The following is a 14,999-nucleotide window of genomic DNA, read 5'->3' as shown; positions in this document are numbered from 1 at the left end:
ATTTAACCATTAGAAATGAGTGGATTAATACCTGGTTGAATATTGGTGACTGAGCTTGTCTTTTGCTGGGGGAGCTGATCGGGTGTCGTTTGATAGACATGTTGGTAGCAGTAGTTTGTTGCAGCGACAAACCCATCAACGCAGCCACAGTCAAACCGTTGTCCTTTGAATTTGTAAGCAAGTACGGAGCCGTTTCTGGCCTGTGTTAACAGGGCATCGGTAATTTGGATCTCGCCGTTCTTGCCGGGGGGCGTTTGCTCCAGGATTTTGAAGATATCAGGAGTCAGAATATAGCGGCCGATAATTGCCATATTACTCGGGGCCGTACCGGGTTCCGGTTTCTCGATCATATTTTCGATGCGGAACAAGTCCTGTTTGATTTTCTGGCCGGTGATGATGCCATATTTGTGGGCCTCGTCATCCGGTACCTCTTCAATAGCGACGATTGAACAGCGGAACTGTTTATATAGCTCGACCATCTGAGATAACACGCTATCGTGGTGGCTGACACAGAGATCGTCTGCAAGAATGACTGCAAAAGGCTCATTGCCGATCAGCTCTCGCCCCGTGAGAATCGCATGGCCGAGTCCTTTCATTTCACGTTGGCGGATAAAGGTATAATTTGCTTGATCGATGAGCTGCCGGGTATCCGTCAGCAATGTTTCTTTGGTAGAGCCATGAAGATGATGCTCAATTTCGTAGTTTTGATCAAAATGATCCATGATGGCGTGCTTGCCTCGCCCGGTCACGATACAGATGTCCTCAATATTGGCTTCTATCGCTTCTGTGACGCCGTACTCGATGAGCGGCCTATTCACAATCGGCATCATTTCTTTGGGAATTGACTTTGTTGCAGGCAAAAATCGGGTGCCGTAACCCGCTGCTGGGAATAAGCATTTTTTAATCATATCTTGCTCCGTTCAATATTGCTGAAACGAATTTCGGAAAGAGATTAGATGTTGATCTTGCGTGTAAATACAGAGCCGAAGCATCAGTTGTCATTTGGTTGTTCGAATCGTGACTGAAAGATCCTTGTGTTCCTGTAAACAATTAGATGCTGCGTAATAGTGCGAGTAATTCTGCTGTTTTTTGTTGCATTAGGTTGATATCTGCTTTGGACTCTACATTGAGCCTGATGACAGGTTCGGTATTAGAGAGCCGGAGGTTAAAACGCCAGTTTGAAAAAGACAGACTGATCCCATCGGTAAAGTCTGTTTCTATCGCCTCGCTTTGATATGTATCCAGTACGTGCCGGAGCGTGGCCTCGGGTTGCGTGAGCTGACAGTTGATTTCACCAGATGCCGGGTAGGCGGCGATACGGGCGTCCACCAGTGCCGATAGCGTTTTGCCGGTCGTACAGAGCAACTCCGCAACGAGCAGCCAGGGGATCATGCCGCTGTCACAGTAGGCAAAGTGACGGAAATAATGGTGTGCGCTCATTTCCCCCCCATAGATGGCATCCTCATGGCGCATGCGTTCTTTCATAAAAGCGTGACCGGTTTTAGATTGGACAGACTGGCCACCATGCGTAGTGACGATGTCGATGGTATTCCAGGTCAGGCGTGGGTCGTGGATGATCTTCGCGCCCGGCTGTTTCTTCAAAAAGGCTTCGCTCAGCAGCCCGACGATATAGTAGCCTTCGATAAACCGACCGTTTTCATCAAACAGAAAACACCGGTCAAAGTCACCGTCCCAGGCGATACCCATATCAGCGCCATGGGCCTTGACGGCATCGGCAGTACACGCGCGGCATTCTGGCAGCAGCGGGTTGGGAACACCATTGGGAAAGTTGCCGTCGGCTTCGTGGTGGATTTTGATAAAATCCACCGGGATCTGCTCTGCCTTGAACTGTGTTTCGATGGCATCGATCACATGTCCGGCAGCCCCGTTTCCGGCATTGACCACCAATTTCAGGGGGGTGAGTTGCTGCGTATCGATATAGCTGAGGATATGTGTGATATATGCGGGCAGAAGGTGATGCCGTTGGTAAGTGCCCCGCCGGCGAACAGGAGAAAAGCAGTTTGCTTCAGCCAGGCGCTGGATATCATGCAAGCCGGTATCTCCAGAAATAGGCTGGCTGCCGGCGCGAACCAGCTTCATCCCGTTATAGTTTTTGGGGTTATGGCTGGCCGTTATTTCGATCCCGCCATCGACATTGAGAAAAAATGTCGCAAAGTAGACTTCTTCAGTGCCGGTTAAGCCCAAGTCGAGCACATTGGCACCGGCGTCCATCAGCCCATTTGCCAGGGCCTGTTTCAGCGCTTCCGAGGAGAGGCGAATATCAGCCCCGAGCACGACGGTTTTCGGCTGTAAGTATTCACCGTATGCACGACCAATGCGATAAGCGATGTCCGGATTGAGCTCTTCGCCCAACTTCCCCCGGATATCATAGGTTTTAAAACAGCTCAGTGTCTCAGGCATAGTTAACTCCGGCCGTATCTGTCTTCAAAGCGGACGATGTCATCTTCTCCCAGGTAGGGCCCGGATTGGATTTCAATCAATTCCAGCGGGATTTTTCCAGGGTTTTCCAACGCATGGACCACGCCGAGCGGGATATAAGAAGACTGGTTTTCACTGAGGAGGATTTCTTGGTCACCTAGGGTGACTTTGGCAGTGCCAGACACCACAACCCAGTGTTCGGCCCGGTGATGATGCATCTGAAGCGAGAGCTTGGCGCCGGGTTTGACGGTAATGTGTTTTACCTGGTACCGGCCGCCATGATCGATGGAATCATAATTCCCCCATGGGCGATACACTTCTCGATGGGACTCAAACTCGGCCCGGCCATGGGCTTTCAGCTGTTCGACCACTGTTTTGACATCCTGAACTTTATCCTTGCGGGCAATCAGGATGGCGTCTTTTGTGTCAACCACCACCATGTTGTCCAGTCCGATTGTGGCGATCAAACGGTGTTCACTGTAAACGAGAGAGTTTTGGCTCTCATGCAAGAGCGCATCCCCGATAACGGCATTGCCGTTTTCGTCCTTGGGGTGAATATCCCAAAGCGATGACCAGCTGCCGATATCACTCCAACCGGCATCGAGCGGAAAGACAACGGAGTCGGTCGTATGTTCCATCACGGCGTAATCAATGGATTCATCCGGGCACTGGCTGAATATGTCGTTTTGAATGCGGATAAAGTCGAGATCTTCCCGGCTATTCTGAAAGGCTGCCTGGCAGACTTCGTAGATTGCCGGGCGGTGCTGCGCTAATTCTTTCAGGTAACGGCTGGCACGAAACATAAACATGCCGCTATTCCAGAGGTAGCCACCTGTATTGAGATAATCCTGAGCGGTTGCTTGGTCAGGCTTTTCGACGAATTGCGATACGCGATAACCGTCATCGAGCGGTTTACCTTGCTTGATGTAGCCGTAGCCGGTATGCGGGCAGGTGGGAACAATGCCGAAGGTGACAAATTTGCCGCTGCTGGCCGCAGGGATTGCGGCCGTCAGAACTTGTTGAAAGGCCAGGGGGTCCTGAATGACATGGTCCGCGGCCAAAACCAGCAGTAAGGGATCGCTGTGCTCAGCCTGAGCGGCCAGCGCGGCCAGGGCAATGGCCGGTGCGGTATTGCGGCTGACGGGTTCCAGGATAATTTGCCCGAGTTGCCCGTACTCGCGAAGCTGTTCTGCGACCAGGAATCGGTTGGTTTCATTACATAGGATAATTGGTGTGCCTGTGTCCATGTCGGCCAGCCGGGCGATGGTTGCCTGAAGCATGGTTTTTTCCTCGGTCAGCGAAAGAAACTGCTTCGGGTAGTGTGCGCGGGAGAGTGGCCATAGGCGGGTACCGGAGCCGCCTGCAAGAATAACGGGTATCAACATCGTATGACTCCTGCAAAGCACGTATCCTCACTTGCGCTGAAATAGCAGCGGAAGATACGGCAAATTAATGTCTGACCAATGGATGATTTTCAATAAACCATTGATAAGTTTGGTGCAGCCCCTGTTCCAACGGCGTCGAAGCGGTCCAGCCCAATTGTTGAAGACGGGAAATATCCAAGAGTTTTCGTGGCGTCCCGTCCGGTTTGGACGGATCGAATTTCAGTTCACCTTGAAAATCAGATACGCGGGCGAGGGTTTCTGCAAGCTGCCGGATGGAGCAGTCTTGGCCGGTACCGATATTGATATGGGATTGCATCGGTGCGGTGAACTGGCGATACCGGCACTGATCGAGCTGCAGGATGTGAATACAGGCCGATGCCATATCGTCAACGTATAAGAACTCGCGCATCGGAGTGCCGGTTCCCCAAATGGTGATTTCGGGTGCATTCGCTTGCTTGGCCTCGTAAAAACGGCGGATCATGGCCGGGATCACATGACTGTGCTCCGGGTGGAAGTTGTCGTGCGGGCCATAAAGGTTGGTTGGCATCACACTGCGGTAGTCAACACCGTATTGCCGTGTGTAGGACTCGCACAACTTCAATCCGGCTATTTTGGCGATGGCATACGGCTCGTTGGTCGGTTCGAGCGGGCCGGTGAGGAGCGCATGCTCCTGCATGGGCTGCTGCGATAGTCTGGGGTAAATACAGGATGATCCCAGAAACAATAGTTGGTTCACCCCGTTCTCCCAGGCAGCGTGAATGACATTGGCTTCGATCATCAGGTTTTGATAAATGAACTCCGCGGGTTGAACATGATTGGCGTGGATCCCGCCAACTTTTGCGGCCGCCAGAAAGACGGCATCGATTGAATGCTGCCGGAAAAAGCGCTGGGTGGCACTTTGGTTGGTCAGATCCAGCGCCGAGGAGGAGCGGGTGATAATCTCCTGATATCCTTGTGCCCGAAGCTGGCGGACAATGGCTGAGCCGACCATTCCCTGATGGCCGGCGACAAATATTCTGCTGTGTTTGCTCAATGACATAATTCTGAACCGATGGGTTGAAATGAACGTGGATAGTGAAACAGGTGCATGTGTCGCCTGCATGCCGAAGATTTCTACTCTTCAACGGAGATCGTGACAGTATGGCCATGTTTTTTTAGCAGGGCATGGCATTTTGCCTGATCCAAATCGTTGGCGATCATTTCTGCACACATTTGCTGGACCGAAATTTCCGGGGTCCAGCCCAGGCGCTCTTTTGCTTTGCTCGGATCCCCGAGCAGAGTCTCCACTTCAGCCGGACGGAAGTAGCGGGGCTCGACTTTGACAATCACATCCCCTACGTTCAGGGCCGGTGCTTTGTCGCCTTGGATCGCCATGACAATGCCGGTTTCGTGGACGCCCTGGCCTTCAAATGCCAGTTCGATCCCTAACTCGGCAGCAGACAGACGGATAAAATCACGGACTGAAATCTGGTTTCCTGTCGCAATCACGAAGTCTTCAGCGGTTTCCTGTTGCAGCATCATCCACTGCATCCGGACATAATCTTTCGCGTGACCCCAGTCGCGCAGGGCATTCATATTGCCGAGATACAGGCAGCGCTCCAGGCCCTGGGCAATATTGGCCAGTCCGCGGGTGATCTTCCGGGTGACAAAGGTTTCCCCCCGGCGAGGCGATTCGTGGTTAAACAGGATCCCGTTGCAGGCGTACATGCCATATGCTTCGCGGTAATTGACGGTGATCCAGTACGCATAGAGCTTGGCGACAGCGTAGGGGGATCGAGGATAAAAGGGGGTTGTTTCTTGCTGCGGGGTTTCCTGGACAAGGCCATAGAGCTCTGACGTGGATGCCTGATAGAAACGGGTTTTCTTCTCGAGCCCGAGAAAACGAATGGCTTCCAGTAAGCGCAGGGTGCCGAGCGCATCGACGTTGGCGGTATATTCCGGTGATTCAAAAGACACGGCGACGTGCGACTGGGCACCCAGGTTATACACTTCATCCGGCTGCACTTCTTTGATGATGCGCGTCAGGTTCGACGGATCTGTCAAATCGCCATAGTGCAGGAAGAACTGAGGATCGCCTTCATGCCTGTCCTGATAGATGTGATCGACCCGCTCGGTATTGAACAGTGATGAGCGGCGTTTGATCCCATGAACTTCATAGCCTTTGTCGAGTAAAAATTCGGCTAAATAGGAGCCATCCTGGCCGGTGATTCCGGAAATTAAAGCGACTTTTTTAGACATATTATTCCCTTAAGCTCAGCAAAATTGAAATTTAGAACGAAGGTCGGTAATAAATTGGTCGATAATCGAGTGCTTATTGAGGTACTGCTCCGCGTATTGACGTGCAATAGCGTTGTGTGTCGACAGATCTTGAGCCAATAAGGTCTCTAACTGACCGATAAAGGCCGCAGGGTTTTCCGGCTCGGCCAGGGTGTAGATCCCCGGATGTTGCTGTTCAATCCTGCCGAGCTCGGTCTGCGGCTCAGCGGTGATCAGTGCGTGACCGCCGGCGGCAAGAATATTGGTCAGCTTGGAAGGCAGGACTGCATCTGCCGCCCCGCGTTTTTGAACCACCAGATGGACATCGGCCATCGCCATGATTTTGGGAACGTCTTCCCATGGCTGAAGGGGCTTGAACACGACATTTGCCAATTGCTTCTCCCGAGCTGAATTTTCAAGGGTGTTGCGGTAAGCGCCATTGCCGATAATGACGAATTTGACGTGAGGGTCAGCAGAGAAATATTGGGCGGCATCCAGGACAATCTCCAGCCCCTGTTTGGCACCGATATTGCCGGAGTACAGCACAACTTTATCGTTGGCTGAAAACCCCCAGTCCTGCCTGAGTTGCTTGCCGCACACATCCGGCGTGACAAATTCGGTATCTGCCCAATTGGGGAAAAAGAACAACTGCTCTTCCCGGACCCCTTTGCTTTTCGCATTTTCCAGCATGCTGTAGGAGATAGACGATACCGCATCGAATTGTTGCAGCAGCCAGGATTCCATGCGCCGGGTGATGCGTTTCAATCGGCCTTCTCCCACCATGCCTAAGCCAAACATGGCGTCGACTTCATAATCTTGTATATGCATGACTGACTTGGCCCCTGTCAGGCGGCAGAACAAGAGGGTGAACGGCGCGCAAAAAAGCGTCGGCTGTACCAGAAAAATCACATCCGGTTTTTGGGGCCATAACCGGCACAAGGTGAGAGCCGATGAGACCGAAAAAGAAGCCAAGTGTATTATTCGTTTCATGGTGGTGACTTTGGCCGGAATATAAAGCGGGCAGCGGTAGATCGTCACCCCCTGATCATCACGTTTGGTGGACCACCAGTTTCTAAATTGGTGATGAATGGTCCATTCAGGATAATAAGGCGGCGCAGTCACGACTTGTGTTTGAATGCCACGCTTGGCCAGTTCCGGACAGAGCTCCCCGTTGTATTTGCCGATACCGGTCAGCTCGGGAGCATGGTTGAGGCTGTATAAGATAAAGTTCATTTTAGCTTTAACCCCGTTAACTGCTCTAAACGTGTCAGACGTTCATCGTTCGTGGCGGCACCTTCAAGCACCTTATTGGCTTCCAGGACACGTAAGTCGACCAGGGTGCGGTACCAGTAACCTTGAATGAAGTGATACGCAAATCCTCGGAGCCCATCCAAAAAACCAAGACGGATAAAATAGCGATAAAAGAAATACAGGGTCGGGCGTAAAAACAGGGGAAGTTTATTGTAGATCCCTTGTTTGACTTTGCGGATGAACTTGGCTTGTGAATCATTGCCGCTGGTGATCAGGCCATGGTCGGGAGCAAAGAAGTGATACTTTTGATCCAGAATGTCGATCATCTCCCGATCAGCATAGCTGTTGTGTTTGGCTATCCACCAATGGGTGGTATTTAAATTGTCGTCAACGATATGGCCCTGGAGCTGTTGTGTTTCGCCGCTGTCAATCACAATGTGCTCATCCATCCAGCGGCTTTCGATGCGGCCTTTTCCCCTGCGCCAGACTCTCAGCAGGTTTAACGGGTAAACATTGCCGTTTTTAATCCACTGACCGATAAAATAGTATTTCCGTTTGATGTACAGGCCGGTCACATTCTGTGATATGGCGGGGAGTTTGGATGCCAGCTCTCTGGCAAGGTCGGGCTCGATATATTCATCTGCATCCATGCGCATCATCCATTCAGATGTAAACGGACAATGCTCGAGGCCCCACTGAAATTGGTCGGCATAGTTGATCCAGGCCCGTTGGCAGACGATCGCGCCGAGTGATTCGCAGATCGCCACAGTGTTGTCCGTGGAGTAGCTGTCGACCACAAAAATATTATGGGTCACGGCCTGGAGTGACCGGATACAACGGCCGATGTGCTTTTCTTCGTTATAGGTAAGAATGATGACCGAGATGTCGTTCATTGCTGCCCTCCAAATGGCGCACGTTGCTTGATCGCTCTGGCTGGGTTCCCGGCATAGACTTGCCAGGCCGCAGCTGTTTTCATGAGGACGGATCTTGCGCCGATAACCGCGCCTTCGCCTACATCCACTCCGGGGCCGATAAAGGCATCAGCGCACACCCAGGCATTGGCACCGATAGTTACAGGGGCGAGCACCAGCGGGTGGAGTGGATCATCGTAATCGTGGGTACTGGCGCAGAGGTGTGCTCCCTGGCTGACAATCGCATTTTTGCCAATTTTGATGTATCCCTGGTTGTACACCTGTACCCGGGGACCCAGCGTGGCTCCGCTTGCCATTTCCAGATTGGCAGGGAGCCAGATCTGCGCTGAGGGATATATATTGGCTTGGTTGCCGATTCTTGCGCCAAAGAATCGCAGCAGTTGACGGCGAAAGCCAAACAACGGGGTGGGGCTCAAACGAAAGAGGGTGTAATAAACCAGGCTCCAGCAGGTTCTTGCGAACTTGTTTTGCCAGCCATAAACGGGGGCATGTAAATTAGCTTTCGGGATCATGAGCATTTCCCCGCTGTGATGGTTGAATGCGCTTTTCGAACCTCAAGGAGGATGGCTTCCAGATCTTGCGCGGCTGCTTTGAGAGAGAAATGACGGGAATAGCACTTCAACGCGCGCTTGCACATGCTGATCCTGTCGTTAGGCGAGAGAGCGAACCATTGACTGAGCAAGGATTGAATCCCGGCGACGGTATCCGGCGCGACATAGCCGGCCTGATCGTGGTCGACCTCATGCCAGATGTTGACTTTGTTGGTGGTTAACACGGGGGTGCCGGTTGACAGCGCCTCAGCGATAACCAGGCCAAAATTTTCCTGGTGAGAGGGCAGAATGAATACGTCGGAAGCATAGTAAGCCCCCCATTTCTCGTGCCCTTGGAGCATCCCGGTCCAGATGATGTGCTTTGTGATCCCGAGTTGGTGACTGAGCGCATCCAGTTCCTCTTTTAATCCGGTTTGGTCCGGGCCGGCGATCACCAGCATGAAATCTTCCGGCAAGGGGGCAAGGTTACCCAGGGCCTTGAGCATCAGGTCAATGCCTTTCTTTTGATGAATCCGGCCCAGGTACAGCGCAATTCGCTTGCCTTGTAGTTGCGGGGCAAGCCTGAAGAACGCCGCTTTTGCCGCGACAATATCGATATTGGGTTGCGGCGTTCCGTATGCCACAACACGCTCTGCAGGGGAATAAGGGAGAAAAGCGGCTTTGGCGAGCGCTTTTTCTTCCTGCGAAGTAAACAGCACCGCATTGCTGTTATTCACGGTATAGCTTTCAAAGAGTTTCCAGTAGATTTTTTTCTTCAGGGCTTTGATTTGGTCTACTTGGTTGAACCAGGGGTCAAGCATCCCGTGGGTAAAGACCACATAGGGGATATTGTGTTTACGGCAGGCTTTTGCGGTTGCATAGGAGTGGTATTGCCAGATCCCATGCGTAATCACCACATCAAACTCCGACACGTGGTGATCCAGCCAACTGGAAAATTCATAGCTGAACTGGAGTTTGCCGAGCATGCCCCGAAAGCTGGTTAGCGGATAATTGAACCCGCGGATCTTGCTGTCATTGGGATCATCCAGCGACAGCACCTCAATGTGATGGCCTTTTTCGACCAGGAGCTTGGAGCTATGGGTCAGGCCATAGATCGGGCCACCATGGGTAGGGTCCACTGAGCTGATCACCCGCAAGATTTTTAATCTAGCCATGATTGTATTTCTCCTGAGGTAAGGCACTGCCCGCTAAATAGGCCGAGAATATGATGCCGTATGCCAGAACCGTCCCTTGCATGGTCATCGCACCATTTAAAACCACAGGGCCAATAAACCCAAAAGTGATGATCGGGAGGTAGTTATTCACTTTAAAAGCTTGCCATGACAACCGAAAAAGCCAGTAGACAGTGATGATTCTCAGGAAGATATATAAGCCGCCCAGCAGGTAGCCTAATTCAAGGACAATTCTGGACCATTCATCTTCTGCCAGCATGAACCCCATTCCTTGCTCACTGGGTCCTCTTAAAATAACCGATGCGGCATTGGTGCCACTGCCGATGCCATATCCCCAAAATGGTGCTTCTGTAAAGTAACCCGTGAACGCATATAAGCTGGACAATGCCCGAGCAATGGGGGAACCCTCGGATTCAACTGCTGATAGGTTTCTTTCCAACAATGTCTGATAGGTCTCGGTATAGGAGAAAAACAAAGCGGAAATAACCAGAATACACAGGAAAGTGAATAGTTTTGAGGTCGTAAACCGGTTGGGATGCATCATACAGAGGATGCCCAGAAACAAAGCGGTACAAAACGCATAGGCGTAGATTGAGCGGGAGCCTGTGGTGAAGAACATGAAGGAGAAACAGAGAATATAAACTCCCATAAAGAGCAGATGCCTCCAATGCGGCTTTTCGAACCGTATTTCGCCAAAGTAGTAGGCAAGTGAAAAGGCAAACAGGCTGGCAATAAACAGGACGTGCCCCATGGTGAATGTAAAGATACCATAGGGTCGGACAATCCCTTCCGCAATCGTGAATACAAAACCTTCGCTTTGGATTCCTTTATTGATATAGGCGGTCGGTGGCGAAATAAATTGCACGAACACTAAAGCTGAGATGGGGATTGCAATCCATAGTGAGAACTTGGCCATCCTGATAAAGTCTTGTTTATCTAACACTGCCGCGCCAATGAAAATGAGGGGGAAATAGAATAAGTAGTTTCGAAATCCATAAAGGTAAATCACCGTGTTATCTGGGTTCAGGCTTGAATACAGACCTGTATGGATAATAAAAATGGTGGTGATGATGATGTATAAGTAGAAGCAATATCCCCGGTGGCACAGCTTGGCCTGAATTGCATAAAAATAAATCAGCAGGACGAAAGGGTCTTTGATAAAAAAGATCAATGAGCTGAACGATGGAAAAAACCACTTTCTCAGAACCCCTTCAAGCAGCATCAGCACGTAGACGGTAAAGAAAAGCGTCTTGATAATACGGGCTGTTTCCTGTTGGTTACTGACACGAAAAATCATTTTGCTCGATCCCTAATGAATGCCGGATACTTTCAGCATATTGCTGCCAGCTATATGTTCTTGCGGTTTCGATTGCCGCCAACTTCATGGCGCGTAACTGGTCTCGGTCTTGATCCAGTACGGTCAGTTTCTCTGCAATTGCGTCTGAGCAACGAACCGGCACAACATAGCCGTTGCTGCCATGCACAATGAGATCGGAGGCGCCACACTGGTCACTGACAATCACGGCGGTGCCTTGAGAAAGGGCTTCGAGAACAACCAGTCCGAACGCTTCCGTCAGAGAGGGCAGAACGAGTATGTCGGCGGTTTTTAGCAGTTGAATAATTTGGTTGTTCGGGGCGGACTTATACCATTGGTAATGTTTTAAATGCTTCGCAAGCGCTTTGTTTCTGCCGAGGCTATAGTCCTGGCCAACGATGGTAATATTGAGATTTTGGTGACCGCCAACTTTCTTGAAGGCATCAAATAAATACGAAATACCTTTTTGTTGCGACAGTGAGCCGACGTACATGACGTTCAGCGGCGACTGATGGGCCATGCTCACGGTGGATGTCTCTGTGATCAGCGGTGAGCCTGAGACGTGTGGAGAGCCTGGTACATGCGGTGAATCTGATACATGTGGCGAGCCATAGGGCACCACTGAGATCGTTTTATGAATGTTATGTTTGATTAAGTCGTTCTTGACAATGGAGCTCGCGACAATGATGTGATCGGCCAGGTGAAGCTCCTCCTCGTGTCGATCAATCGTGGCTTGCTGAATCACCGGAATACTGGCGCGCCAGGCTGGGTTGAGCTCTTTCTCTTCGGCCATCACTTGCGCAACATGGGGGGTATAGCCACAAGCCGCTTCATAATAGAGCCGGAGATGACCTAACTCCCGGGCGCGCCTGAATGTTGATAAGCATTTCCCGTCGAAGCCATACACGCTGCTGAGTTGCTCGTTCGGTTGGGATTCAATGTAGTTTGCGACATGTGAATCGATGTAATGGTATAGCTTCTCAACGCCGAGCCGGCCGCTTGCATTGTTCACGAGTTTCGTGAAGTTCAGGCGTTGTGCGGCGATCCGGGCCAGATTGAAGTACGGATACGTCATGACCTTCCGTTTGGGGATCCCCGGGAAGCTGCGACGTTTGAGTTGTTCTACCACGAAGCGAGGTAGAAGTTTGCTCTGTAAGCCATCATGATAAGCGAGAGACGTGTGAAAGGAGTGTAGTGCGTCTGAATCACTCATGGCTTTAATCAGCATTCTGGTCGCATTATTGCCAACGGGGTGGACGACTAAAAACATGATGCTCCCTCACTTCACCCAGTTTCGACGCACATCGTGTTGCGACATGCTTGAAAACAGGTAGGCTGAATATTCAGCGGCCACACAACAGGCGCACCTCGATTGTAAATACTTGCTTACATCGGTTTCCTGCCTGTTCCGTTTGCTATCGCAAACCTCGAGCATGGCCGCTGCAATCGCGTCTGCATCCGGGGCGACAATCCGGCCATGGCCCCCCAGGGCTTCCGGTAGGCCCCCTCGTGCCGTGGCAATCACTTCACATCCTGAGGCCAGGCCTTCCAGTGCAACAATGCCGAAGGGCTCATTCCATCGGGATGGTACGACCAGGCAGGTACTTTGTCTCAGTTGCTCCCCGACTTTCGGTAAAGCCTGTGAGCCTAAAAACGTGACACGATGGCTCAGGTTGTATTGATTGACTTGTGATGTCAGCTTGCCCCGCTCGCATCCATCGCCGATGATGACCAGTGAAGCATCAGGGTAGGTTTGGTGGACTTGTGAAAAAGCCGAGATCAGCAAGTCGACGCCTTTATCCGGAACGAGGCGGCCACAAAAAATAAAGGTTCTTGGGTTTGGCTTGTGTTGGGGCGGAAAGAAGAGATCATCCCGATAGCCATTCAAGATCACTTTTTGTTTGCCCCCGATTTCCCGGGCGACAAAATTGCTGACACTGATGTTATTCATCGGACGGCACAATAATCGTTTGATCATGCCTTTGATGTAATGGCTAAATTCATTGCTGTAGATATAAACCCCGTGGTGACTGACGACGGCGCGTCTTCGGGCCAGGTATGCGGCCAGGATATTTTCTATCGTGATGCCAACAAAAAAGATTATTTCAGACGCTCGGAATACTCGGACCTTTTCTGTGAAACTTAGCCCTCTTCGTATGCTGTATTGCTCCGTGATTTGCCGGTGGTCCTTGTCCGGTGTATCCGTAATGATTTCGACGGCAATACCCTGTTCTGACCAATACATCGCCATATCTTCGGCATATCGTTCCATGCCGCCGATTTTGGGACTGAAAACTTCAGATACAATCGTGATTCTCATATCAAACCCATATCTTCGATATTCACAAGTGATATTTGTGCCAAGCTCATTACGGTTTGCGGTCGTGTGATTCGGACATTTTTAATGTCGAGACTTCATCGCAACTCCCGAGAACATTTCTTTTTTCAGATCCATGAGCGCTGCCATCAATAAAGTTACTGGAATACCAAATTGAAAAGCCAGTGCACCGCTTAATGTTGAAAGATCGAAGACGAGCGGGGCAATCAAGCACCAGAAAGGGAAAGTAATTAACTGAACATAGGAGTATTTATTTAAGCCTCTGTTGGCCAGTAATGTCCAAAAACAATAGCAGGCTGCGTTAAAGGCGACATAAATACATGAGATAAGTAGCTCATATGTGTAGCTCGCATAGTTATCACCGACCAAGAATAGTAACAGCTCCGGATAAGTCGCCGAGAGCAGGACTAACATCATGCCGATGCCAAACACCAGCCCGGTCCATAACATCAGGTCCCGAACGAGCCTTTGATGGCTGACCTGGCAAAACCGGGGCACTGCGTAGGCGGTAATGAAGGCAGTGACCGGTAGAAAAAGTTGTCCGATTCGAGTCAGCGCGCCAAATGCTGCAGTATCAGAATAATCACCGTAGTAGGCAATCACAAAGAGGACGGCTTGCGCTTGTATGACCATAAAAATATCCAGAGACAGTTGCCGGTGAGCAATGCGCTTTACTTCGTCGATATCTCCATGCGTTACAGGCGTTGCCCGGTGTTGAGGGATAATTTTAGCGACGGCTTTTCTAATTGGAAAAATACGCAGTCCTGCGGTCAGTACCCCGACTAAGATCGCTAAGCTTACATTGAGGAACCCGATAAACTTGAGCGCTAAAATACAGACCAGACGAAAAAGAGACAGTGTGCCATCAATGAGTTGAACTTTATGGGCGCTGTTATCGAAGAATATGATTTGCTCATGTAATTTTGATTGAAAATCAAATATATAGTAGATGACGAGAAACAAGGCCATCATGAGCATGGTCAGGATGTCAGCACCATTTTCGAAAAGTAACCAGGATGAAAAAAACAGGATCATCGGGAGCAATATGATTGCGATTTTTCTTCTGACGATTAATGAGGCTTTCAGCGCTTGCTGAGCTTTCTGTTTATCAGGCCAGACGCGACCTAAAATGGCGTTCAGCCCCAGGTTGACACCGCCTTTGGTTAACACCATAACGGCACCGGTCATCATCGTCATTACGGTATAAATGGCGTAATCATCAACCATCAGCCAGTGGGCCAGCAGGAGCCCGGTCATTGCCGCGGTCGCCTGTGTCACGATGGACGCACTCAAAAACTTCAGTAATCCTTTCAAAATCGTACAACCTTTCCTGTTTGGCTGGTGCCAGGCGCCTAAGGCG

The 14,999-nt window shown here is 50.7% G+C and carries 13 protein-coding genes; all 13 read right to left on the bottom strand.

Translation table 11 applies throughout. From position 1 onward, the window contains the following. Window positions 1-2: 2 nt before the first annotated feature. The 13 genes from galU to NNL38_RS17970 all read right to left on the bottom strand — a co-directional run bounded on the left by galU (window position 3) and on the right by NNL38_RS17970 (window position 14,953). Window positions 3-908, bottom strand: a complete 906-nt coding sequence (gene galU, locus NNL38_RS18030) for a UTP--glucose-1-phosphate uridylyltransferase GalU (RefSeq protein WP_255391828.1) — start codon at window positions 906-908, stop codon at window positions 3-5. A gap of 142 nt (window positions 909-1,050) precedes the next feature. Next, entirely contained in the window at window positions 1,051-2,421 is a 1,371-nt protein-coding gene (locus NNL38_RS18025; protein WP_255391827.1) for a phosphohexomutase domain-containing protein, read from the bottom strand. A gap of 2 nt (window positions 2,422-2,423) precedes the next feature. Beyond that, window positions 2,424-3,824 carry a mannose-1-phosphate guanylyltransferase/mannose-6-phosphate isomerase gene (locus tag NNL38_RS18020; protein WP_255391826.1) on the bottom strand — a complete coding sequence of 467 codons (1,401 nt, stop codon included), beginning with the start codon at window positions 3,822-3,824 and terminating at the stop codon, window positions 2,424-2,426. A 64-nt stretch (window positions 3,825-3,888) separates the two neighbouring features. Then, complete coding sequence (fcl, locus tag NNL38_RS18015; RefSeq protein ID WP_304414208.1) at window positions 3,889-4,863, bottom strand: GDP-L-fucose synthase; 975 nt, start codon at window positions 4,861-4,863, stop codon at window positions 3,889-3,891. 74 nt (window positions 4,864-4,937) lie between these two features. After that, window positions 4,938-6,062 (bottom strand): GDP-mannose 4,6-dehydratase, encoded by a 1,125-nt coding sequence (gene gmd, locus NNL38_RS18010; RefSeq protein ID WP_255391825.1) that lies wholly within the window; start codon window positions 6,060-6,062, stop codon window positions 4,938-4,940. A gap of 15 nt (window positions 6,063-6,077) precedes the next feature. Continuing rightward, on the bottom strand, window positions 6,078-7,313 hold the full coding sequence (locus NNL38_RS18005) for a WcaI family glycosyltransferase (protein ID WP_255391824.1): 1,236 nt from the start codon (window positions 7,311-7,313) through the stop codon (window positions 6,078-6,080). Beyond that, window positions 7,310-8,224 (bottom strand): glycosyltransferase family 2 protein, encoded by a 915-nt coding sequence (locus tag NNL38_RS18000; protein ID WP_255391823.1) that lies wholly within the window; start codon window positions 8,222-8,224, stop codon window positions 7,310-7,312. Before NNL38_RS18000 ends, NNL38_RS18005 begins: the two co-directional genes overlap by 4 nt. Continuing rightward, on the bottom strand, window positions 8,221-8,775 hold the full coding sequence (locus NNL38_RS17995; RefSeq protein WP_255391822.1) for an LbetaH domain-containing protein: 555 nt from the start codon (window positions 8,773-8,775) through the stop codon (window positions 8,221-8,223). The genes NNL38_RS18000 and NNL38_RS17995 overlap by 4 nt, the downstream gene beginning before the upstream one ends. Next, window positions 8,772-9,968 (bottom strand): glycosyltransferase, encoded by a 1,197-nt coding sequence (locus NNL38_RS17990; RefSeq protein ID WP_255391821.1) that lies wholly within the window; start codon window positions 9,966-9,968, stop codon window positions 8,772-8,774. Before NNL38_RS17990 ends, NNL38_RS17995 begins: the two co-directional genes overlap by 4 nt. Continuing rightward, the gene (locus tag NNL38_RS17985; protein ID WP_255391820.1) at window positions 9,961-11,283 is read right to left on the bottom strand and encodes a hypothetical protein; all 1,323 of its coding nucleotides are present in this window, start codon (window positions 11,281-11,283) and stop codon (window positions 9,961-9,963) included. Before NNL38_RS17985 ends, NNL38_RS17990 begins: the two co-directional genes overlap by 8 nt. Beyond that, a complete protein-coding gene (locus NNL38_RS17980) occupies window positions 11,264-12,571 on the bottom strand; it encodes a glycosyltransferase family 4 protein (protein WP_255391819.1) in 1,308 nt (435 codons plus the stop codon). Before NNL38_RS17980 ends, NNL38_RS17985 begins: the two co-directional genes overlap by 20 nt. Window positions 12,572-12,580: 9 nt before the next feature. After that, the gene (locus tag NNL38_RS17975) at window positions 12,581-13,621 is read right to left on the bottom strand and encodes a glycosyltransferase family 4 protein (protein WP_255391818.1); all 1,041 of its coding nucleotides are present in this window, start codon (window positions 13,619-13,621) and stop codon (window positions 12,581-12,583) included. Window positions 13,622-13,702: 81 nt separating this feature from the next. Beyond that, entirely contained in the window at window positions 13,703-14,953 is a 1,251-nt protein-coding gene (locus NNL38_RS17970; RefSeq protein ID WP_255391817.1) for a lipopolysaccharide biosynthesis protein, read from the bottom strand. Window positions 14,954-14,999: the final 46 nt, after the last annotated feature.

Source organism: Photobacterium atrarenae, from assembly GCF_024380015.1.
GTDB lineage: Bacteria > Pseudomonadota > Gammaproteobacteria > Enterobacterales > Vibrionaceae > Photobacterium > Photobacterium atrarenae.
Note: the sequence above shows the minus strand (reverse complement) of the source record. Positions and strands in the feature narration are given on the sequence as shown.

Bases quoted from the DNA above. Each gene is read 5' to 3' on its own strand.
- fcl (WP_304414208.1), bottom strand. From the start codon at position 4,863: ATGTCATTGAGCAAACACAGCAGAATATTTGTCGCCGGCCATCAGGGA.
- NNL38_RS18005 (WP_255391824.1), bottom strand. From the start codon at position 7,313: ATGAACTTTATCTTATACAGCCTCAACCATGCTCCCGAGCTGACCGGT.
- NNL38_RS17985 (WP_255391820.1), bottom strand. From the start codon at position 11,283: ATGATTTTTCGTGTCAGTAACCAACAGGAAACAGCCCGTATTATCAAG.
- gmd (WP_255391825.1), bottom strand. From the start codon at position 6,062: ATGTCTAAAAAAGTCGCTTTAATTTCCGGAATCACCGGCCAGGATGGC.
- NNL38_RS18025 (WP_255391827.1), bottom strand. From the start codon at position 2,421: ATGCCTGAGACACTGAGCTGTTTTAAAACCTATGATATCCGGGGGAAG.
- NNL38_RS17990 (WP_255391821.1), bottom strand. From the start codon at position 9,968: ATGGCTAGATTAAAAATCTTGCGGGTGATCAGCTCAGTGGACCCTACC.
- NNL38_RS17975 (WP_255391818.1), bottom strand. From the start codon at position 13,621: ATGAGAATCACGATTGTATCTGAAGTTTTCAGTCCCAAAATCGGCGGC.
- NNL38_RS17995 (WP_255391822.1), bottom strand. From the start codon at position 8,775: ATGATCCCGAAAGCTAATTTACATGCCCCCGTTTATGGCTGGCAAAAC.
- NNL38_RS18000 (WP_255391823.1), bottom strand. From the start codon at position 8,224: ATGAACGACATCTCGGTCATCATTCTTACCTATAACGAAGAAAAGCAC.
- NNL38_RS17980 (WP_255391819.1), bottom strand. From the start codon at position 12,571: ATGTTTTTAGTCGTCCACCCCGTTGGCAATAATGCGACCAGAATGCTG.
- galU (WP_255391828.1), bottom strand. From the start codon at position 908: ATGATTAAAAAATGCTTATTCCCAGCAGCGGGTTACGGCACCCGATTT.
- NNL38_RS18020 (WP_255391826.1), bottom strand. From the start codon at position 3,824: ATGTTGATACCCGTTATTCTTGCAGGCGGCTCCGGTACCCGCCTATGG.